This window comes from Pseudoalteromonas sp. B131b, assembly GCF_037162545.1.
Classification (GTDB): domain Bacteria; phylum Pseudomonadota; class Gammaproteobacteria; order Enterobacterales; family Alteromonadaceae; genus Pseudoalteromonas; species Pseudoalteromonas fuliginea.
In genome coordinates this window covers 822,625-843,297 of the sequence record NZ_JARLUZ010000002.1, presented here as the reverse complement: position 1 = coordinate 843,297, position 20,673 = coordinate 822,625, and the positions used below count along the sequence as shown (strand labels likewise).

Annotated in this window: 19 protein-coding genes and 3 pseudogenes; 3 read left to right on the top strand and 19 right to left on the bottom strand. The window is 37.3% G+C overall.

The window, feature by feature from the left end; translation table 11 throughout:
• Nucleotides 1-18: 18 nt before the first annotated feature.
• The 3 genes from P4S65_RS21690 to P4S65_RS21680 all read right to left on the bottom strand — a co-directional run bounded on the left by P4S65_RS21690 (nt 19) and on the right by P4S65_RS21680 (nt 3,965).
• Complete coding sequence (locus tag P4S65_RS21690; protein WP_337121182.1) at nt 19-1,530, bottom strand: trehalase family glycosidase; 1,512 nt, start codon at nt 1,528-1,530, stop codon at nt 19-21.
• Nucleotides 1,517-2,782, bottom strand: coding sequence for an MFS transporter (locus tag P4S65_RS21685; protein WP_337121181.1), 1,266 nt, complete (start codon nt 2,780-2,782; stop codon nt 1,517-1,519). The genes P4S65_RS21690 and P4S65_RS21685 overlap by 14 nt, the downstream gene beginning before the upstream one ends.
• A 175-nt stretch (nt 2,783-2,957) precedes the next feature.
• A complete protein-coding gene (locus P4S65_RS21680; protein WP_337121180.1) occupies nt 2,958-3,965 on the bottom strand; it encodes a LacI family DNA-binding transcriptional regulator in 1,008 nt (335 codons plus the stop codon).
• A 285-nt stretch (nt 3,966-4,250) separates the two neighbouring features.
• Between P4S65_RS21680 and P4S65_RS21675 the strand changes: the two genes are divergently transcribed.
• Nucleotides 4,251-6,503 (top strand): TonB-dependent receptor, encoded by a 2,253-nt coding sequence (locus P4S65_RS21675; RefSeq protein WP_337121179.1) that lies wholly within the window; start codon nt 4,251-4,253, stop codon nt 6,501-6,503.
• A gap of 80 nt (nt 6,504-6,583) precedes the next feature.
• Here the strand turns inward: P4S65_RS21675 and P4S65_RS21670 are convergent, their stop codons facing one another.
• From P4S65_RS21670 to P4S65_RS21650, 5 genes and pseudogenes are all read right to left on the bottom strand, one after another.
• Nucleotides 6,584-7,102, bottom strand: coding sequence for a hypothetical protein (locus P4S65_RS21670; RefSeq protein ID WP_425469404.1), 519 nt, complete (start codon nt 7,100-7,102; stop codon nt 6,584-6,586).
• Nucleotides 7,103-7,177: 75 nt separating this feature from the next.
• A pseudogene (locus P4S65_RS21665) lies at nt 7,178-8,715 on the bottom strand (EAL domain-containing protein).
• 88 nt (nt 8,716-8,803) lie between these two features.
• Entirely contained in the window at nt 8,804-9,427 is a 624-nt protein-coding gene (locus tag P4S65_RS21660; protein WP_149613834.1) for an SGNH/GDSL hydrolase family protein, read from the bottom strand.
• Entirely contained in the window at nt 9,427-9,936 is a 510-nt protein-coding gene (locus P4S65_RS21655; RefSeq protein WP_337121178.1) for a DsrE family protein, read from the bottom strand. The genes P4S65_RS21660 and P4S65_RS21655 overlap by 1 nt, the downstream gene beginning before the upstream one ends.
• 272 nt (nt 9,937-10,208) lie before the next feature.
• A pseudogene (locus P4S65_RS21650) lies at nt 10,209-10,681 on the bottom strand (flavodoxin family protein).
• Nucleotides 10,682-10,805: 124 nt separating this feature from the next.
• Here P4S65_RS21650 and soxR point away from each other — a divergent pair.
• Complete coding sequence (gene soxR, locus P4S65_RS21645; protein ID WP_337121177.1) at nt 10,806-11,237, top strand: redox-sensitive transcriptional activator SoxR; 432 nt, start codon at nt 10,806-10,808, stop codon at nt 11,235-11,237.
• Between the two features lie 544 nt (nt 11,238-11,781).
• Here soxR and P4S65_RS21640 read toward each other — a convergent pair.
• The 9 genes from P4S65_RS21640 to P4S65_RS21600 all read right to left on the bottom strand — a co-directional run bounded on the left by P4S65_RS21640 (nt 11,782) and on the right by P4S65_RS21600 (nt 17,106).
• Nucleotides 11,782-12,666 (bottom strand): lipase family protein, encoded by an 885-nt coding sequence (locus tag P4S65_RS21640; RefSeq protein WP_337121205.1) that lies wholly within the window; start codon nt 12,664-12,666, stop codon nt 11,782-11,784.
• A gap of 35 nt (nt 12,667-12,701) precedes the next feature.
• Entirely contained in the window at nt 12,702-12,947 is a 246-nt protein-coding gene (locus P4S65_RS21635) for a hypothetical protein (RefSeq protein ID WP_337121176.1), read from the bottom strand.
• A 27-nt stretch (nt 12,948-12,974) separates the two neighbouring features.
• The gene (locus tag P4S65_RS21630) at nt 12,975-13,406 is read right to left on the bottom strand and encodes a DUF6795 domain-containing protein (protein WP_337121175.1); all 432 of its coding nucleotides are present in this window, start codon (nt 13,404-13,406) and stop codon (nt 12,975-12,977) included.
• Between the two features lie 722 nt (nt 13,407-14,128).
• Nucleotides 14,129-14,326 carry a hypothetical protein gene (locus tag P4S65_RS21625; protein ID WP_337121174.1) on the bottom strand — a complete coding sequence of 66 codons (198 nt, stop codon included), beginning with the start codon at nt 14,324-14,326 and terminating at the stop codon, nt 14,129-14,131.
• 59 nt (nt 14,327-14,385) lie between these two features.
• Entirely contained in the window at nt 14,386-14,724 is a 339-nt protein-coding gene (locus tag P4S65_RS21620) for a hypothetical protein (protein WP_337121173.1), read from the bottom strand.
• Entirely contained in the window at nt 14,718-15,491 is a 774-nt protein-coding gene (locus P4S65_RS21615) for a ChaN family lipoprotein (RefSeq protein ID WP_337121172.1), read from the bottom strand. The genes P4S65_RS21620 and P4S65_RS21615 overlap by 7 nt, the downstream gene beginning before the upstream one ends.
• Before the next feature lie 47 nt (nt 15,492-15,538).
• Entirely contained in the window at nt 15,539-15,997 is a 459-nt protein-coding gene (locus P4S65_RS21610) for a hypothetical protein (RefSeq protein WP_337121171.1), read from the bottom strand.
• Nucleotides 15,984-16,418, bottom strand: a complete 435-nt coding sequence (locus tag P4S65_RS21605) for a hypothetical protein (RefSeq protein WP_337121170.1) — start codon at nt 16,416-16,418, stop codon at nt 15,984-15,986. Before P4S65_RS21605 ends, P4S65_RS21610 begins: the two co-directional genes overlap by 14 nt.
• Nucleotides 16,419-16,473: 55 nt before the next feature.
• Nucleotides 16,474-17,106: a hypothetical protein gene (locus P4S65_RS21600; protein ID WP_337121169.1), complete on the bottom strand. Its 633-nt coding sequence runs from the start codon at nt 17,104-17,106 to the stop codon at nt 16,474-16,476.
• 349 nt (nt 17,107-17,455) lie between these two features.
• Between P4S65_RS21600 and P4S65_RS21595 the strand changes: the two are divergent.
• Nucleotides 17,456-18,489 (top strand): annotated as a pseudogene (locus P4S65_RS21595) (IS110 family transposase).
• 443 nt (nt 18,490-18,932) lie between these two features.
• Here P4S65_RS21595 and P4S65_RS21590 read toward each other — a convergent pair.
• Together P4S65_RS21590 and P4S65_RS21585 are read right to left on the bottom strand one after the other, a co-directional pair.
• Nucleotides 18,933-19,685, bottom strand: coding sequence for a hypothetical protein (locus P4S65_RS21590; protein WP_337121168.1), 753 nt, complete (start codon nt 19,683-19,685; stop codon nt 18,933-18,935).
• Nucleotides 19,654-20,523: a hypothetical protein gene (locus tag P4S65_RS21585; protein WP_008137741.1), complete on the bottom strand. Its 870-nt coding sequence runs from the start codon at nt 20,521-20,523 to the stop codon at nt 19,654-19,656. The genes P4S65_RS21590 and P4S65_RS21585 overlap by 32 nt, the downstream gene beginning before the upstream one ends.
• Nucleotides 20,524-20,673: the final 150 nt, after the last annotated feature.

Here is a 20,673-nt window from a genome sequence, read left to right as displayed (position 1 = left end):
TATAAGTAACCCAATTATTTAAAACTCTGGATTATTTAATAACGTATAAAATCTTGCCGTTACACCATTAGTCCAACCAAAACCCTGCTGTACTTGATATTCACCACCACCGGCTAAAACCGCTGGTGTGCACACATTGTATTTTTCGAGTAAACACTTATTTGCTGCAAAGTTTTGCTCAACCATATTTACCCAATTTTGCATTATATGTGTACTCAATTGTGTTATACCGTAGTTATTAAGCCCTTTTACCGCAAACCATTGTAGTGGAGCCCAACCATTTGGACTATCCCACTGCTGAGCCGTTTGAGTAATAGTTGTAACAATGCCACCCTCTTTTAAAAATTCATTGGCTAATCTTGTAGCTACCTTAGTTGCTTGCTCATTACTGGCTAAATTAACAAATAAAGCAGTAGTTGCCGCTGCACTAAGTATTGGAGATTGAGTCGTTGTACGGCAGTTATAATCAACAAAAAAACCGGTTGCTTCATTCCAAAGGTAAGCATTAATAAGCGCCTTGCGATTGCTAGCAAGTAATTGGTAATGCTCTGCTTGTTCACTATTGCCGAGCAATTGAAAGAATTTGCTTAACTGATTCTCTAAGTTATACATAAGGCAGTTTAAATCTATAGGAACAATATCAGTTGTTTGAATAGAGCTTAGTAAATTAGATTCACCAAGCCAACGAGAACTAAAGTCCCAACCCGACTCACATGCGGCGCGAATATTACGATAAAAATCAGATTTTTTCTCCTTCGCCAACCCTTCCGCTAGCGCTAAATCTTCACGCAGTGACTCTGCCCTTGGCTCACTTACATCGTCCCAATAACGATTTAAAATACCACCACAAGGCATTCTTACTACCCGCTTTGAGCTCAATACATTAGTCGAAAGCAACTGAGCGCCTTGCATCCAAAATATATATTCTTTTTCAAGTGCTGCAACACACATGGCAAGCCATTGCGTATTGAGTGATTTACTATGCGTATGTTCCCATAATAATTCGACCATGAGTGCTAAAACCGGTGGCTGCGAGCGTGATAAATAATAGCGACGGTTACCATTTGGAATACAACCATAATCGTTAATTAAATCGACAAAGTTAAGTAGCATATCTTCAACTACATCACCTTTATCTGCATCGATTAAACCCAATGCTGTAAAATAACTATCCCAATAGTAAATCTCTTGAAAGCGCCCGCCAGGCACAATATAGCTGTGCTTTAGTGCTAGTAATGAATCTTGCTTTGGGGTATCCGCCTCTCTTCTAAGGCCACTCCACAACGAGTTTATATAATGTTTAACCGATGTCGTATCAGCCTCAGTGCCCATTGCTAGCACTGGGGAAGTAATAAAGTGTGCGTTTACAAACTCACTAAGCTGCGTATTAGTTAAAGGCGCTAATTGCTCATAACTTTTACATGCACTTTGCCAATTAACACGCGCAATTGCATCTGCGAATGTTTTACAGTCGCTAAATACATGCTGCATTTGAACATCTTTAAATAATTGGCTGTCAAAAAAACTCATAACTTTCCTTACTGTTAAGCTGTCGTTGCGTGTTGTGAGATAGCGTCGGTTCGCTTTTTGAAAAAATCACGCTAATAAAAATCAAACTAATGGGAACCAAAGAAAGGTAAAACGCATGCTGGCCACTAAAGTGCTCAAACACATAACCAGTTATTATTGAGCCTGTTGTGCCACCAAGTGCTGAAAAAACTACAATTAAACCAGTCATAGCTGCATGGCGATGTTTTTCAAGAGCGCTGAGCATAACTGAGTTAAGTACCGGATAAATAGGCGCCATGAAAAAACCAATTAACGGTAAAATAAATGCAGCAAGTGGTGCATCAAATAAACTAATTACTGTATTTTCAGTAACATTCTCAGTAAGCGGTAGGGTAATAAGTATGAGGCCAGCCATCGCAATTAAACAACTGCTCAATACAACAAACCAGTGAATGTGTTTAAGTACTTGCCCTGCCACTAAGCGCCCAAATGCAAGTGCCGCAGCAAAAATACTGGCCAGCTGGATACTAATAGCCACAGGGAGTTTTAAAACTTCATTATTGAATGTGGGTAGCCAAGTACCTACGCCCTGCTCAATTAATACGTATAAAAAAGCGCTAATTATAAATATGAGTACCAACGGTTGATATGTTAGCTTAAGCATGGCGATAAAATCGAACCAACCGGAGCGTTTAGTTTTACTTATAATGGCGGGCTTTATAGGCGCAGCAATTACGCTCGCTATAACAATTAGGGTTAGCGCTGCCAGTAAGTAATAAACGTTGAGCCACGCGGTTGAATCGTTTGGATCTATAAAAGCAGTAAAAATCCAATAGCCACTTAACACACCAACCATGAAAATGCCTTCAATGGTGTTTAACAATGAAGAGTGGCTATTTGCATCATCTGTCACTTGGCCTATAATAGAGTAAACCGACACTTTAACCACAGCAAAGCCACAACCAATGGCGGCAAATAAAATTTTAAACGCATAAAAGTCACTAATTAAAGCCGTACTTACACAAGCAAGGGCAACAACAGTAAGTGCCCCAAGCATGGCCAGTTTATAGCCTAGGCGAGGAATAAACGAAGCCACTACAAATGACATTATCGCAATGGATAAATCTTTAAACCCCTCAAGCACTGAAGCTTCTGTTTTACTTACCCCAAGGGTATTTATTGCCTGCAAAATAACGGTGCCCACGCTATTTAACAAAATAGCGAAAATAAAGTAACTTGCTGCAATTGCCAGTGTGACTTTTGTTTTACTCATAATTACCCTCGCTTTAAAGCGTTATTTAAACGCTATAACGACCTTTATTGTATGCCCATAACAAGTGCATACACAGTGTGTGTTTATATCAGTGAGGTTTGAGTTTAGTTTAGAATAGCTATCAATGCAATCGTTTGCATTTTAAATTTAACATTAACTCAACATGATTTATAAACTATCGTTTACTTGATTGGCGGGTAATCAGTTCAATATCAATTACTTGTGATTCAACTTTTTCACCAGCTAGTTGCTGCATCAACTTTTGAACTAATAGCGTGGCTGCGTACTGTGTGTTTTGTCGGATAGTTGATAATGAAGGGTGGCTAATGTCGGCCATAGCAATATCATCAAAACCTACTAGAGCGACATCATTAGGAATGCTTACATAACGCTCTTTTAAGGCTTTCATGGCACCTAAGGCAACCATATCACTACATGCAACTATAGCATCAAAATAAAGGCCTTTTTCACGCAGTAATTGGTTGATTGATTGATACGCTGAGCTACTTGTTATATCAATAGATACAACATGTTGCTCTAATTTATGAGATGCTAATGCGGCAGAGTACCCTCTATGACGCTCACTAATTTCACCATGTTCTGGATCGCCTAAAAATACGATGTTTTTAGCTCCGTGCTCTATTAAATGCGTTGTTGCTTGCAAGCCTCCCAAGTAATTGTCACTTCCTACAATGGGGTAGTTGCTAGGTGTTTTAGGATCTCCCCATACCACCAGCGGAATACCTGCGTTAGCTGCATTTTCTATATTGGTTTGGTTTTTACCTTGACCTACAACAATAATATCGTCTGCACGGCGGCTATTAATAAAATAATTAGCCCAATCGTCTTGCGCCATGATTGAATTAGATAGTAAAAGCTCTAACCCTTGCTGATTAAGTGCAAGATTAATTTCGCTCACTACTTTAAGTAAAAACGGATCGCTAATCGACTGCTCTGTTTGTTCGTCAAGGTTAATTATAACCGCAACTACATTGGTTTTTTGTGTCCGCAACCGACTTGCAGCCGTATTAAGACTAAAATTATGCTCTTTAGCTAAGCGCTGAAGTTTATCGCGCGTTTCTTGTTTAATTAGCGGGTTATCATTAAGCGCACGCGAAACTGTAGAGGTAGACACGCCTGCTAGTTTCGCTAAATCAGTTAATTTAATTTTTTTGTTATTCATGATCTTCCTAAATAGTCGCTTACCACTGATCAATACAATTATCTAACTCGCTGACAATATAGCATTATTATTTTTTGCTGGCGCGAACAACGACCTAAAAAGTGTTTAACATATAAATAAGCTCAATAAATAAACTATATAAATTCATAAATAATTTACAAATAAATATTGCAAACGTTTGCATTTATCTCTAAGGTTTCAATATACACAGCCTATTTACAATGATTTTTAGTAAAAAGACTGCTGAAATACACTGTTTAATACACTAAAAACGGGATCACACACATGAAAATCAGTAAAGCAAAAAGTACACTAGCGTGTGCCATTACTTTAGCGCTTAGCACTCAATGCGCATTTGCTGCAGAGCAAACACAAGAAAAACAAAAAGTTGAGCGTATTGTAGTATCAGGAACACCCACAGGTGTTGGAATAAGAAAAATAGATGCCAGCTATGCGGTAACTAATATCGATAGTGAACAAATTATTAAATTGTCTCCAAAAAGCACCGCTGACTTATTTAAAGCAATACCTGGAGTTTGGGTAGAAAGCTCAGGTGGTGAGTCAGGTGCGAATGTATTTGTTCGTGGTTTTCCTGGCGGTGGAGATGCCCCATTTTTAACGCTAAGTATTGAAGGTTCACCAATTTACCCAGCGTCAACCTTATCGTTTTTAGAAAATTCATCAATGTTTCGTGTTGATGAAACCATTGAAACTGTAGAAGCACTACGTGGTGGGCCAAACCCTGTTTTATCTAACGGACAACCTGGGCTAACAACCAACTTTAGGTTAAAACGTGGTGGCGAAGAAACAGAAGGCTTATTTAAATACACAACTTCTGATTACGACTTACAGCGCATTGATGCTGTAATGAGTGGTGAAATTACTGACGATTTATACTTTATGGTTGGCGGGTATGTAAAAAGTTCACCAGGTATTCGTGATGCGGGCTTTACGTCAGAAAAAGGCAGCCAATTTACAATTAACATCACTAAAAACTTAGATAACGGCGAGCTTAACTTTTATACCCGCCAAACTGACGACCACGGCGCGTGGTACTTACCAACGCCACTCAATGTTGATGGTATTGACGCACAATACACACAACTAGGCACGCTAAATCGCCAAGCAACAATATTTACAGGGCCTGATTCACAAGCACACGATATTGACTTAGGTGATGGCCGAGGCTGGGACGGTCATGTTTCAGGCGGTAGTATTAAGCTCAAACTTAAAAATGGTTGGCACTTTTCAGACCGTTTTAACATTACTAAAGGCGATGCAAACACCTACGGTTTAGTACCAAGTGGCTCAGCAACAACCATTGGCGCAGTCGCTGATAACGGTCAAACGGCGTTTGGGTCAGTAACAAATACTGAATATGCAAGCGATACACCTGTTCAACAGCTTGGACGATGGGTGGTGCTTAAAGAAATTAGCTCATTTACTAATGATTTAGCTTTTTCTAAAAAGTTTGGTGATTTATCAACAACATTTGGTTACTACACCGCAAGCACTTCGGCAAAAGATTGGTGGAGCTTAGGTAACACTGCATACCATGTACTTGAATCAGGTGGCGAAGCATTAACCGGTATTGAATGTAACCAAAGCACCGATGGCTGTGATTTTAACTACGATATTAGCTCAACAGGTGATGCCCGAACTCACGCGCTTTATGTTACTGGTGAATACAAATTTGCTGATGCATTCACACTGGATGTTGGCGTACGTCAAGAAAACCACGAAGTACATTACAGTGTAGATGAAGGCCTTGACGGCATTATTACTAAAGCCGTTAGCTACGATGAAAGTAAAACCTCTTGGACTACAGGTTTAAACTACTCAATTAACAATGATATGGGTGTGTTTGCCCGTGTTAACCGTGGTTATAAAATGCCGTATTTTGATGATTTTAGAGATAATTTTGATGCTTACCAAGGTGGCGAAAAGCTTATTAAAGAAATTACTCAAGGTGAACTAGGTTATAAATTAATTACTGAATCAACCGACTTTTATGCAACCGTATTTGTAAACGAAGTAAAAGGCGACACCTTTGTACGTCGCCCAGGTGTACCAGCAGAAATTTTAACAAATGAAGCGTACGGTATAGAGCTCGATTATAACTTTAACCATGAGTCTGGTTTTTCTGTTAATTTAAACACCACATTACAAGATGCTGAAATTACTCAAAGTCCAACAAACGATGGCAACCAATCCCAGCGCCAACCAAAATGGCAAGTACGTGTAACGCCAAGTTACGACTTTGAGCTACAAGGTATGTATGCAACTTTATACGGTACGCTTTCAGCGGTTGATGATCGCTTTGGCAATAACGAAAACACTGTAACACTCGATGGCTACGAAAAAGTTGATTTAGGTTTAATACTAGAACCAATGGAAGGCATTAAGCTTCAAGTAGCAATAGATAACTTAACGGATGAGCAAGGCATTACAGAAGGTGATCCACGTAATGCTGATGCACCAAATGGTCGTTACATTATGCCTCGTACAACGCGCTTTAGTGTAAGTTACGCGTTTTAAATAAAATACAATATAAAGGGAGCATTAGCTCCCTTTCACTTTAATTAACCTAAGCAAATAAATTTAAAGGCTAAAGTGAATTACTCAATACTCGCTTTTAATTTATTTAACGCATCAACCGAAAAACCTCGGTCATAAAAATATAAAATTTCGCCGCTGCTATTTATAAGTACCACACGTGAGTTATTTGGGCTTTGATTACCTGTAAACTTTTGTACCGCTTCACCATCTTTATAGATAGTAATTACCCCACCCCATAATTCTTTAGGTATGCCTTTGCGCATACCGCTGTCTATAAATGTGCTAAACATACGTGGTGCCATACCTGCAATGGTTGGTAGTTCGTAAGTTGGAAGCGTTACACCCGCCATATCTAAACCAATTAACCAACGGTCTATATCAAACTGGCTGTCTTGCTTGTAACCAATAAGCAGCAGTGTTTTATCTGCGTTAAAGTCGCGGGGTATAGTCACTATGTTTTGCTCTAAGCTTTCACCGCTAATATTGGGAAACTGCTTACCTGTAACTTGCTGATTTGGGTACTGCGATGTACATGCGCTCAGTAATACAAAAGCAAAAATACTTAGTATTGATTTCATTATGATTAAGTTCCTAACATTTTAGTTTTATAATAACGTTTGTTTATATGTTTTAAAAATTACAAATATCTAAATTCAAACACTCTGTTTTGCCATATATTCATGAAACTTATTAACCTTCATTGGTCGGCCGTACTTCCAACCTTGCCCGTAATGCACTCCCGCAGTTTTTAAAATAGCTTCTTGCTCATTAGTTTCGATGCCCTCAGCAACACAGGTATAATTAAACTTTGTCACAAGCTCCATAATGTTCGGGATCATAGAAGCCTTTAGACCCTCAGTTGCTATATCTTGCACAAATGTACGGTCTATTTTTAACTGATGAAAGCTCAAATTTTGTAAATTTTTTAAATTAGAATAACCCGTACCAAAATCGTCTAACGACAAGTTAAAACCCGATTTAACCAATGTTCTAAAATGCGCATGAGCAATACTGGTATCAAGGTATTCATCTTCGGTAATTTCAAGGCAAATAATAAATCGAGAATTAGTAAGTTCAGAAACTTGCGTTAAAGATGATACATTTCCTTGCTCTACATCATATGGAAATATATTAAGCGATACTTTAAAACCCTCAGGTAAAATATCAATAGCTGTAAGTTCCTTAAGCACCTTTGCAATCATTGCTTCAGTGAATTTCCAAGTTAAATTATTTTTTCTGAGTAACGGAATAAACTGATCTGGGTAGAGTGTTCCATATTTATCTTTAAAACGAGCAAGTACTTCACAACCTATTACTGTGCCTGTTTGCAAACAAATAATAGGTTGGTAGGTCCAATAAAAAGAGTTTTTATTTAAACCTAAACGAATACGATTAAATGTAGAACGACGATCGGCAATCAGATTATCAACAAGTAATGCACTCGATACTCCAGCCAAGCAGGTTAAAATGAGGGATATAATTAGTAAAAAGTGATTTTTAGCAAAAAATTTATTCCAAGGCATATGAAGTGCAACGCAGTAATTGCTATTTTGTTCACTGCATACCAGCTGCCTTTCATAAGGAAGATAAACATTATTGACTAACGTATCGTAAACACCACTTTGCCCTGCCAAATGATTAATAGAACGCTTATGTTTATAAACAACTTCCCACATGGGTGAGCTAATTACGTCATCATTGAATACTTTAGTATCTATTATTAGGTTGTAGTCACCTTGACGCACTATAATAACTTCCATAGGGCGGTCACTAAACAACAATAAATACAATTGAGGTTCAAAGCGTACTCGAATATTTTCATCTACAATAATATAATCTGGGCTTTTATCATTAATAACTTTATCTAACAACCCAGCTCCTGTAGTACATACAAGCTGGTCGTTCTTAAAAAACCTATATCTATTACATATTTTGCATCAAATAAAGCACGACGCATCTCAAGCAACGTTGCTTGGTCACATTGTTTAAAACCGAGGTTATTTAATGGAGTAAGAATTCTGCGCCGTTCTTGTACTGCGGTATCGATATGCTTAACTAGGTGTGTAGCGTCTTCACTTATTGTAGCTGCTAGCTTTTGGCCTGCAAAATAAAGTAGTATCAAGCTCCCTGTCACAAAAACCGAGATGCCAGTTAGCAGTGCTATTATTGATTTCTTATGGCCTTTTTTCATCGTATCCTTACTAATATAGTGTGTGCTTTAAATACACATTTTATAAATACATAATGACTTAAAAAATAAATAAATGGCTTAACCAAGTTTACTTTTTCACAACATCGTAAAGCGCTTTGGCTATTACTTGATGCTGATTTTCACAAATATGAATTCCATCTTCTATTGATACGTGCACTAAAGATTGAAGATCAATAAATATAATTTTTTTATTTTGTGCAATATTTTTGAATTGCTCTTTTAGCGCAACGTTTTTGCACTCCGCACCTTCATAAATGTGCTTGTAAGGGCCTCTACAACGTACATAGGCCGGGCTCAAAATAATTATTTTTGGCTTTTCATCATGTTGATTATTTAAACTATAAAAATCACAAATATCATTAATTAAATTATTTAGCCCCAGAGCAATGCATTCTGGAGCTAAATTAAAACGCTTTTTCAGATCGTTTGTCCCAAGTGCAATAATAATTACATCGAGCGCATACTCTTCCAAATAAGGTTTTAAATAACTAACACCCGAAAGTGAACCGTTATACGGCGGATGGTTTACTAAGGTACGATTGGGTTGCCCTGCTTCAATAATATTAAAGCCTGACCCTAATTTTGTGGCTAATTGTGATGTCCAACGAATACTTTCGTCAAAACGCCCTCCTGTAACGGGGTTTAAACCCCAAGTATTAGAGTCGCCAAAGCATAAAATGTTTTTTATCATTAAAATGGATTCAACGTATAGCCTTGCTGTTGTAGTTGGGCATGAGCAGTCATCGCAGAAAGTGACATTTTAACGCCAGGAATAAGCTGTTCAGGAGTAACTTTAAAATGTGTAGCTGACTGACCACACACAAAAACCTGTGTATTATTTACGAGTAATTGTTCAATTAAGTACCGGTTTTTATTATCAATATTAAACCGTTTTTTATATTCGCTATTAGCTAACACGTCAACACTTGCGCTACCGTGCACAACTAAAGCGAGTTGTATATTTTCAGGCTTTACACCATGCGCTACATGCATGTTAATAAAACGCGCTAACGAGTTTATTGAATTATTTTGCGCGCCTTCTTTAGCGCCATCAGCAACATCAAAAGCTATTCTAAACGAGGTAGAAGCACTAATTGGCTCGTGTTTTGGTATATTATAGAAGCTGCCAAACCCTTTGATCGGGAGGTCATTAGCTTGTGAAAGCGGACTAATAAGTAAAAGTAATAGTAAGTATTTCATAAATCCTGTGTTTTTAAGTAATCAAGCCTATTTAATATACTACCAAAAGCAGGGCGTGTTGATCTTTTTGGATAAAGTTCGTTCAAATTAAAGACTGTTTAATTACAATGCAAAACTTGTAATCAATAAATGAAAGAAGTGCAACACCTTCGCTCTGCTCGAACAGCGTTTATGGGATGTTATTTCTATAAAGGAGTAATAACACGCAGCTGCTATATTGCCTGCGTGTTAACATCTAAAAATAAACACCCCGTCGAGGAATAGGTTGTTTATTATGCTGCCGATTGCGTGTTTTTATGGCTATGACTTACAAAGCGCATACCTAAATAACCAAAGGTTTGCTTAAACATCTGTACAAAGGCATCAGGGGCTTCAAAAGAAGAGGCATTTGATAGCAACGAGAACTCTTTTGTACGTAACGCGCGTAACTTAGGCTTTAAGTTTTCGTCGTCCATGTAATCTGTGATCCGATCGATAAACGATTTCATTTGTACCGTGGTGTTATACCAATACACGGGGGATACAAAAATCCAATGTTCATAATCGAGTAACGACTCAAAAACAGTATAAAAATCATCATTTTTATAGTTCTTACTATAGCAGTATGGCGGTATTTTATAGTCATCAAGACAAATAACGCGAATATCATTTTGCTCTGCATAACTATTAGCATGTGCTGATGTATTTCCTTCTCTACGTGCACTTGAATAAATTATTACTGAATTTTTTTAATTTTATATTGCATTTAACTCGCTCCTTTTTTATGTTGGGAGCAGCTTAAAACCTCAACCATTATTGAGGTCAATATATGGATTTAAAATGAGCACAGAACAAAAAAATTAACAGAAGCTAACCTAACCGTCGGCTATGTGGCAAAAAGAAGTGGTGTAAAAGTATCAACCCTACATTTTTACGAAACTAAGTATTTAATAAGAAGCTGGCGAAATAGTGGTAATCAGCGTAGATATAAACCCGATGTACTTCGCCGTGTAGCGGTTATAAAAGCAGCGCAAACAATGGGAATTACGCTAGAGGAGATTAAAAACACGCTAGCCACACTGCCAGACAACAGAACCCCGACCAAGCAAGACTGGTCAGCGCTTTCTAAGCATTGGCAAGCACAGCTCGACGATCGCATTGCTTATATGCAGCGTTTACGTGACAAAGTAGATGGCTGTATTGGTTGTGGCTGTTTATCACTTAAAAACTGCCCTATTTACAATAAGGATGACTATTTAGGAGAGCAACAAAGTGGTGCTGTATTGTTAGATAAAGTTGATTATACCAATTCTCCTAATTAAGTGATCTATTTTGAAGTAAGAAAATCGTGTCGATAACAAGACAGAAATTTTTAACGCCGTTAGCGTCAGATTTAATCCCTCAAATTGATTAAGTATTTTTGCGGGTTGGTATAGCAAAAGTAAGAACGTTTGAAATTATTTGTCAGTGCTTTAAACCTCTAGGGCTATTTAATCGCACCGCGAGGCTTGTAACCGAGTGAGCTCGGTAACTGCTCATGCGTTACTTATTCTTACATCGATGGAAGAATAAGTAAAAATAGAGCAAAGTTTCCGCATCCTGTTCACGCCCTTGCCTGCATTTATGTAAGCAAATACCCCTAGGACGAACCCAAAGGGAAACACATGCTTGGCATTTATATTACTTTATCACCTATTTGTGGGAAATAACCACATTGCATAGGCTCTACCTTGTCTAAAAATAAAACATACTGGTGTAAATTGAACTCCAAAAGATAAACAAGCCTAGAGAGTAGTAACTAACCTGAACTCTGGATAATAAATCAATCTCGAGCAGCTATTTTCAGCGTTAACTAAATTATCTCTTTTAACCTAAACCATTTAAGCCATCTCTAGCAGCTCGGTATAAAGCACCTAACGTAGAATCAAACACCCATTTAATAAAGCTGTAAGTAAGCTCTACAGCTTTATTAATAACTTTACCGGCAAACACTAACATATGCCCTAATAAGCCTAGCGTTTGTACTGCAAATGATGCAGACGCCTTTGCTATTTTATCGATAGTACGAGCAAGCATATCGTAAAACGTTAATCCGGTTCCAATAGCTGCTTGTGCAGCGACAGCGCTGTAATAGCCCGCATCTTTTAACAAGGTGATTAATGCCGCACTTAATTTATCAGACCAATGCGCATTAAATGAAGCTTGGTTTCTATCTTCAAACTTTAAACGCACTGGTGTGCTTAGAAAATGATTAGCTTTTACGGTTAAGTTATTCCAATCACTGCTGTTTGCCGTATTAATATAACCAGGCGTTCCGTCCAACTTATGAGCAGCACCTTTAAGACCTTGCCCATTATCTAAACGGATTTCTTGCCCATTATACGGTGCATGTGAAAATGGCCATAAAGGGACTTTAGCAACTGGATCAGCGCCATGGGTACAACGGTAAATTTTATCAATTCTCGATGTCGCTGCCCTTGAAAAACCTTCAAGCCCTACTCGCGGTGAGCCAAATGTATACAGCTTTACTGGTAATGAATATTCCGCTTTGATCCAATCAGCGGATAACGTAGCTAAAGCACCACCTAAACTATGGCCAACAACATGAACACCACCCGTCATTTTATTCTTAATATTAGCAGTGACAAACTCTTGTAGCTTAGGCTTCATAGTATAAAATGTTTTATTAAACCCCGCATGCACCATACTACCGTTTGAACCACCGCTTAAACCAAAATGAGCATCAGTTATGCCATCACGTATTGTATCGGTCCCTCTAATAGCAATTACAGACTCCCTTTAAAAGCCCCCGTTCCGTGACCAACTAGGCCAAAACCAGAACTTAATCCAAATAGGTGCGAAATAAAGCCGCCTGACACACCTTGTACTGAACTAGGACTTACAGAAAAGTCGAACTTTCCACGTAAAGCCGGAGATAAAGAGTTATTAATTAGATCCGTACTTTTGATGTCTTTGGCATCATAAGCAAGTAACGCGAGTTGTACCGCTTGTGCAGGTGTTAATGTATTCATGCTAAATCCTTTTAAATTGTTTATAAACTAAATTTTACAGGCTGTATAAACTGTAAAAACGTGTTCTTTATCTTCAACAACCGGTATATCGTAAGTTTGAGGCTCTTTTGCAATGTCGCACACTAGATTATTTAAATACTCATTCAAAGTTTTACTCTGCTTATGTAAACCAATTCTGGCAAACCATAAAACAATATCTTTCGAGTTATCTTTTTTTATGTAGATGTGCTGAATTAGAGACCCATTATCGAACATATTCGCTGGCTTCGAGGTTTTAATAACTCGCTCAGGAAAAGAAAAATTACCATTTTCGTCTGACGTCGTTTCATCTAAATACTCATCACCAAAAGTGAATGACTTAAATATGGTAATATTCGCAAGTGGTTTACCATCATTTAGCAGTTGACCACTAATCGGAACTGATAAAGTAAAATCCTGCTTTTTTGAAAAGCCAAACATATCTGCAAAAGCCTGTGTTGTAGTAAAAAAATAACGGTAATAGACACTACTACCAGTAAAGAAATCTTTAAACGTGATAATAACAAAGCAAACTATCTCCCAAGTTTTAGCTATACATTACGTAATATATATTTCTATTTAATTACACTCTTTAAGTGCTTTTTATTTTAAATAACAAGCGATAATCAAACTTATTAAAACTAAAAACTCTAATAAAATACAATTATACTGCATGCATTTGGAACAAAAAACAACCAGTTTATTTTTTATCCGTACTGCGCTATACATCAGAGCAAAATCGTAGATTTAACTCTGATTTAAAAGTATGTTTTTATACTGTTTAATGAATGAATATACCGACCTATAACAACCATTGATTTAAGTGCTCAACGTTAAAAAATAAGTCGTTAACGGTTTATTTTTTGAAAGTAAGTTTTAAGTTTTAATAACCCAGATTCAAGTTCAAACTTTTGTATTTTAGGGTTTTTAAACTTTAAGCCGTTTGAAATATGGGTATTAATCATCGTCGCCATACCCTCAAACCCATCTGGCGCTGTAGCCACTAAATCAATAAGTAAAGGCTGAATAAGCGGTCGATGCTCTTCTATTAAAGTGGGGGTCTCGTATATATCGTAAACGAGGTTGCTTAGTGTGTTCTGTTTTTTTGTTCCATGTAATTTCTATAGCGCTTTAAATTAAAGCGTTAATAGCTCCTTTATATTTCAGTTTTTATTTAATGATTCATTTTCAGCTAATGATGCTTTGGCTTGCTTTTGTATATATTGAGCGCGATGCTCCCAATCGGTCCTATTTGCATAATTTATTACATAATCTGTATGAGAAATCACTTTATTCCACATACCAAGCTTTTGGTAAATAGTTGATAGTTCAAAATGTGCCGAAACAGTTTGAAAATTCATTTCATTATCATGGAGTAAATATAATTCATATAATCGTGCAGATTCTTTTAAATTCTTTTTTACGAAGTGGCCACTTCGGTATATCCAAGCAAGTTTTTTAAAGCACTATACTCGTTATTTGCAATACGAGAATTAATTTCCTCTAAATAACGAGACCCATCTCCAGTGTGCACGCCTATGTAATACAAAGCCTCCCAATCACCAAGACTATATGCTTTTTCACACCATGCTTCTAATTGATCAGGTGCATGCATTAAGCTCTTTTCGCATTGCTTAGCGGCTTTCTCTACAGTTAGGTTAGGGGAGTTAATATCTATACTAGGAAAAAGTGATGCTCTCAAAACCGAAGGAAATACAAAACACCAAGTAAAGATAATTATTGATATTATTTTTACCATTGTAGTGAACCATCACTATTCACACGCTTTTCAGGTATATGCACTTGAAAAGATTTAACAGATGATTCGTACGGGTAGCCTTCTCGATAAAAATAGCGTTCTTTTAAGAATTCATCCTGATTAGAGTCACCTGAGCAGCGTCTATCACTTATGCAACTTAACCCTCCGATAAAGTCGATAAAGCGTACATTGTAAATATTGTGATCTTTAAGAAATACATCAACACCAGGCTGGTCTGCTGCATTTAGTACAGCATGAAAGCGATGCATAAAAGCAACAACCCTATTCTGACTTGAACGGTTTAATATAGTAGCTAAATTAACTGCCCAAAGTGCGTTTCTATAAGTATGAGTATCAAAGCAATCGCCTCCTATACCCTTCTCTGAAGAGCATACACTATCCATTATATCCATTGTTTCAACTAACACGTCCAGCGCGACTATTTTCATTCCAATATCGCGCGCAGCCTTAACAAGTTCACCATAAGCATGAGGTGTTAAATAGCCATGGGTCCAATACTTATTAAAATACTGCTGTATAACATTAAAGCCTTTACCTGTGCGCTGATAAAAGTCTATTTTTTCCTGCATAGCTCTTGGTAGCATTTCGATTGCAAAATGCGTGAAACCAGCAGCTTTTAGCTGTTTGATTGCCTTTATTGCTTCATACTTATAACCAGCAGTGCTATGACTCGATTCACCAAGCATCACTAAGCGTGCATTACCTGCCATTGTTTTATAATTTACATCCGTGTTTATTTTATTCACTGTATTTCCTTATGTTTAATATTCTTAATGTTATTCAAAAAACCAAGTTAGTCACACCAAGCTGCAGGCGTGCGTGTAAGCTTAAGCGAATCTCTATTTTCATTTACCCAAGCATCAATAACAGGTGTAGGTTTAAACTCTGAACCCATACCAGGCCAATAGTAAGACCCGCTTAAACTCTTACAAAGTGCTAAGTAAATAGGCGCCGAGTTAAACATTACATCTTCACCTTTCTCAACAAACATCTCATAAGAAATTTGTTTATGAGTTATCCCTTTATAGGTTGTAATTACACCTGCAATAAAAATATGCCTTTGGAAACCATCGGCCTCTTGAAAAGAGTCTACTTTAATAATTTTTACTTTAGCTAAATAGTCAGCACGACTAACCGCTTTTCTAAAGCCATCAAGCTCTAATAAATCAGTATGTTGAGCATTAGCACAAAAATTAAGACTTAATAAAATAGTGTGCGCGATGAGCGCTTTTAATTGGCTAAAAATCTTCAATAGAAGCTAATTTACTAATAGCAGTACTGTCACAAACCCAATATTTCTTTATTTCATTTTTTTGTAGTGTGACTGTTTTTTCCTTTGTTACTGTATCAAGCTCTTCGCTATGGTAATCACTTACTATAACTTCACTTTTCCCCTCATTAAAAGTCAAACTGTGTTCAGTAACTAAAAAGCGATGATAGCTTGATTTTTCTACAGCTTTAAAGTCTGCTGAATCAATAACTGTGGCTGCATTTATAGTGAATTTAGCTAAGTGAAATTTATTACCTACTTTGCTAATAATCAGCTCAATAGGTGTTGGCACATCCGCATTACATTTAAATATAACTTGCGAGGTACCTTGAGCTGCATTACATGACGCAATGAAAAACAAAGGAGTAGTCAGAACAAGCTTACCAAGGTTACTTTTTATCATGCTTTTTAAATACCCTTGGTAGTTCAATATTCTAGTTATTTAGTAAATACATTACTTAATGCTTAACTGATACACCTGATAAATCAAAGTTGTAAAGTGTAACTGAATCAATGGAGTGCTCTTCAACTAGCTTAGTATTCTTTACGCTAATAACCCCTTCATCAATACTAATATTGCTTACATTACTACTTAAAGTAAAATTAGGGAGTGCGTATAGCTCTGAGTCAATAAGCTGAAATCCTTTTAATACTTGCAAGTTATTACCTGCATAATACTTTATTAATGCATAATAATTTTCGCCTTTTTCGAGCAATGTTATTTCTGGCGTGTGACCTTTTAATCGAGTGGCAATAAAAGGGATCCCTTCACTAAAAGACAAAATGTAGGTATCCCTTGTAGGCAAGCAAATACCTGACTTATCTTTGTGGAGTAATTTAACTTGCTCAAACTTCAATGACTGCAATAGCCCTGTTTTGTCATCAATTTTTATAGGCTTAGTTACTTTTATATTAAAGCATTCTGACACTAAAGCGGTATGACTTATCGCAAGTAATAAAACACAAATTAAAGCTTGTGTAAGCGAGGTAAGCCTTAGTGATTTATTTAGCACGGTTTGTACCGCTTCTACATCAGTTAAACTATTAAAGCCGTCCAACCTAACCGGTTGTACTATTCTTATTGTTGACATCAAAAAGTCCATTTTTTAACGTTATCTCTTTTAGATGCAATTTGTCAGCGATAAGTGAACACCCATCATTTAAGGTGGATGTCTTTATTATTTTATTTTTAATACATGCAAGTAAAATTAATTTCTTCGTCATTTTGTACTTAGAAATAAGCATTACATTAAGTAGTATATCTCTTTTAGGTCAACTCAATAACCGCTTTATAAAGTAACATACCTTGTAAAAACTAAACCACATACCCAACTTAACCAAACAAAAATTAAGATGGGTGATGAGATGGACGCTCCCCAAAACGGCGTCAATGCGCCAAACTGGTAATTGAACTCACTCAGTTAAAAGGGAACGTCCGTCATGAAAATTAGCACATTATCAATTGATTTGGCAAAAAATGTATTCCAAGTCGCTGGCTTCAATTCTAACCATAAAAGAGAATGCAATAAACGTTTAAACAGAGCTAAACTCAACGCCTTCATGGCGAATACCCCTCCGTGCCGCGTAGTGATGGAAGCCTGCTATTCTTCCCACTATTGGGGAGAGTATTTACGTCTTACGGTCATACCGTTGACCTTATTCCTGCACAACACGTTACCCCCTTTGTTCGCGGTAATAAAAACGACAGTAACGATGCATTTGCTATCTATGAAGCAAGCTTACGCCCTCATATTAAATTCGTTCCTATTAAAACCGAAGCTCAGCAAGAAATACTCATGTTCCATAAGATACGTGAGCTACTTCTGCAAAACAGGATTGCTGCAACCAACCAGTTACGCGGTTTATTGGTCGATTTTGGGTATGTATTTCCTGTCGGTATGAAGGTATTTGAGCAAGGCCTCATTGCGTTAGAAAGTGATTCTGAGCTTCGCCCAATACTGCGCACAATGGTGAGTGATATTTACACTGAGTACAAAACCCTTGTTAAACGCATTAAAGCCATTGAAGCGATGCTTACTGCACACGTTGAACGGGATACAAACGCTAAAATACTTCACTCCATTCCTGGCGTGGGTGTACTCAATGCCTCAGCCTATGCGGCATCAATCGGGAACGGTCAGGCATTTAAGAATGCAAAAGAACTCGGGGTGTGGCTAGGATTAACACCTAAACAATACGCGTCAGGCGATAAAAGTAAAATGTCAGGCATTACTAAGCGCGGTAACAGTTACTTACGAAAACAACTTATTCACGGTGCTCGCGCCATTATCGCCAGAAGTCACCATAAGACAGATGCGCTAAGCCAATGGGTAAATCAATTACGCGAGAAAAAACACTTTAATTGTGTGGTGGTTGCCACCGCGCACAGATTGGCGCGACTGATGTGGGTATTGCTGACCAAGCAAACCCTCTATTCACCTCAGTATGTGCAAAATACACGCAAGGATGCTTAATTATGCGTATTTTACACGCCAATCACACCCGAGTTTACGACTTAAGACAGCCTGATTATGACATAGGTTTTAAAACCTGAGTGGGTGTTTGGGCACTTAAGTCGTAACATACGCTTATCCTGTATGTACTTCACTTATAATGAAATAAAAAGCGCACGCTAACCAAGGTTAACCAGATAAAGACACGAGATTCAATCTCGTTTGGGTGAATATTTTTTAGGTCCCTTGGTACGAAGCTCATTAGGAGCATGGCGCATGATAATCATGACACCATAGCTCGAATATATGTCAGTACCTTTGCTTTTTAGCAAGCTTGTGACGCATCATTACTGCGAAATGGAATACATGATAATGAATAAAAGCACCAACTTAGATGTTTATACATCGGCTCGTCTTGACTTCAAGGGAGCGTCCATATATGTCATTGTTATATTTTTAAGTGATTAAAACTGCTTGATTAACGTATATGGTGCATCGGCGGCTAGTCGTGTCACAATATAACTATAAGAAGAAGAATAACTACCACGTTCGACTGCATTTGCCATATGCAGAACTATGTCCTCAATACCATCATGGTTATAGTCACCCTTGGCCATTATCGTTAACCTTTGAATACCACCACTGTTGTCGTAATAAATAGCTTGGTCATCATTTACAGGTTCCACTTTTTTAATGTGGCTCATTTCGTCCCAGCTACTCGCTTTTGCTAAACGGCGCTCGTCATCGTTCGAGATAATTAAAGACAACTCAGGCGGCATCTGTTTAGGCAATGCTAAACTGTGCTTAAATGAACTTAAAAAGCTTTCTTTTGAAGGCTTCAATTTCCCCATATCAACCCATGTGGAACAAATTTTATTAGTAGCAATTAACGCGACATGCTCTTTATAATCTGCTGATTTATAGCCCTCTTGCAATGCTTTAGATAAAACTTTGCAACTATCAACTTTAATAGCTGGCTTACTACCTAAAACAACCTCATAGGAATAAAACCAGTTTTTACTAAATAAAGCATTAACCTGCTCCGGCGTTTCCAACACTTCCGGTTCCATAAAATACCCATTAGTTTTATTCTCTAAACTATATGTTGGAGCTATTTTATTTTCTTTTATATTTGCACATGCTGTACTAGAGATACTAATACATATAAGTAAAGTCGTTTTTTTATCATTTGGCACTCTTGAATAGGTTGCGGACATAAGTATTACGCTCAGCTGATACATCTTTTCTATTTGATTCAATGGCTGCTTGTTTGAAATCACATACTTTCATATGTTTATTAAAATTTGGAAACTCGTCTTTAAGCTCAGGCATACCTAAATTAAAAATCATATCAAATAGCGCTAATTTTACATCGTTAGGGTAACTTGAAAATTCTGACGCACCGTAAATAATTTTAAGCTCACTTTCAAATGTTTTTATATGCTGTTCAACTTGAGCTTCCCTTACGGCCTCTGTAATGACCAATTTAGTGAAAGGCTTATAAAAAGGAGCCGCTTGACTCCCAAAAGGCTTTGATTTAATTAGTTTAAATTCATCTTCAATTTGTTTTACCGAGGCAATGGCACCCGTATCACGAAAGGTAAAAGGTACTTTTTTTGCCGCTTCAACATCTTTTAATAAATGACCAACGCCAACTGTTACTTTGCCCTTTGTGTCTAAATACATATGAGGAATATTACCTTCATATTTCTTCATATTTTGTTTTAATGTTACTTTTAAATTGCCAGATATTGGAACAATCGCAGCTGTTACAGCACTCGCCAGCTTTTCATTGATTTTTCTATGGGTGCGGCCATTTGGATCTATTTTTCCATCAGGGCGTACCATATTTACCACTTTACTTTGAAAGAGCTTTATAGCCGCTACTGTTTTAGAGTTTTCAGGGCGTGAGCCTAAACGACCGTCTACAGTAAGTTTTCTAGTAGGCGCTATGAGGGAAAGAAGTGAATTTAAAGCGTTTTGCACTGCCTTGATATCGTCTGGCTTATTTGCGCCGCCCATCCCTACAGATTGGATTAATTTCATTGCTGGCATCGAAGTGTCCTTTTCTTTTGTGTTATGTTTTTTAAGTACAACGTGTTAGTAGTAAATTAACACCCACTATATAAAGTGGGTGTATTTGTTATTTTCTTTGTTTTTCTAAATTCAACATAATGAAAGTAAATGTATGAAGTCAAGATTTGA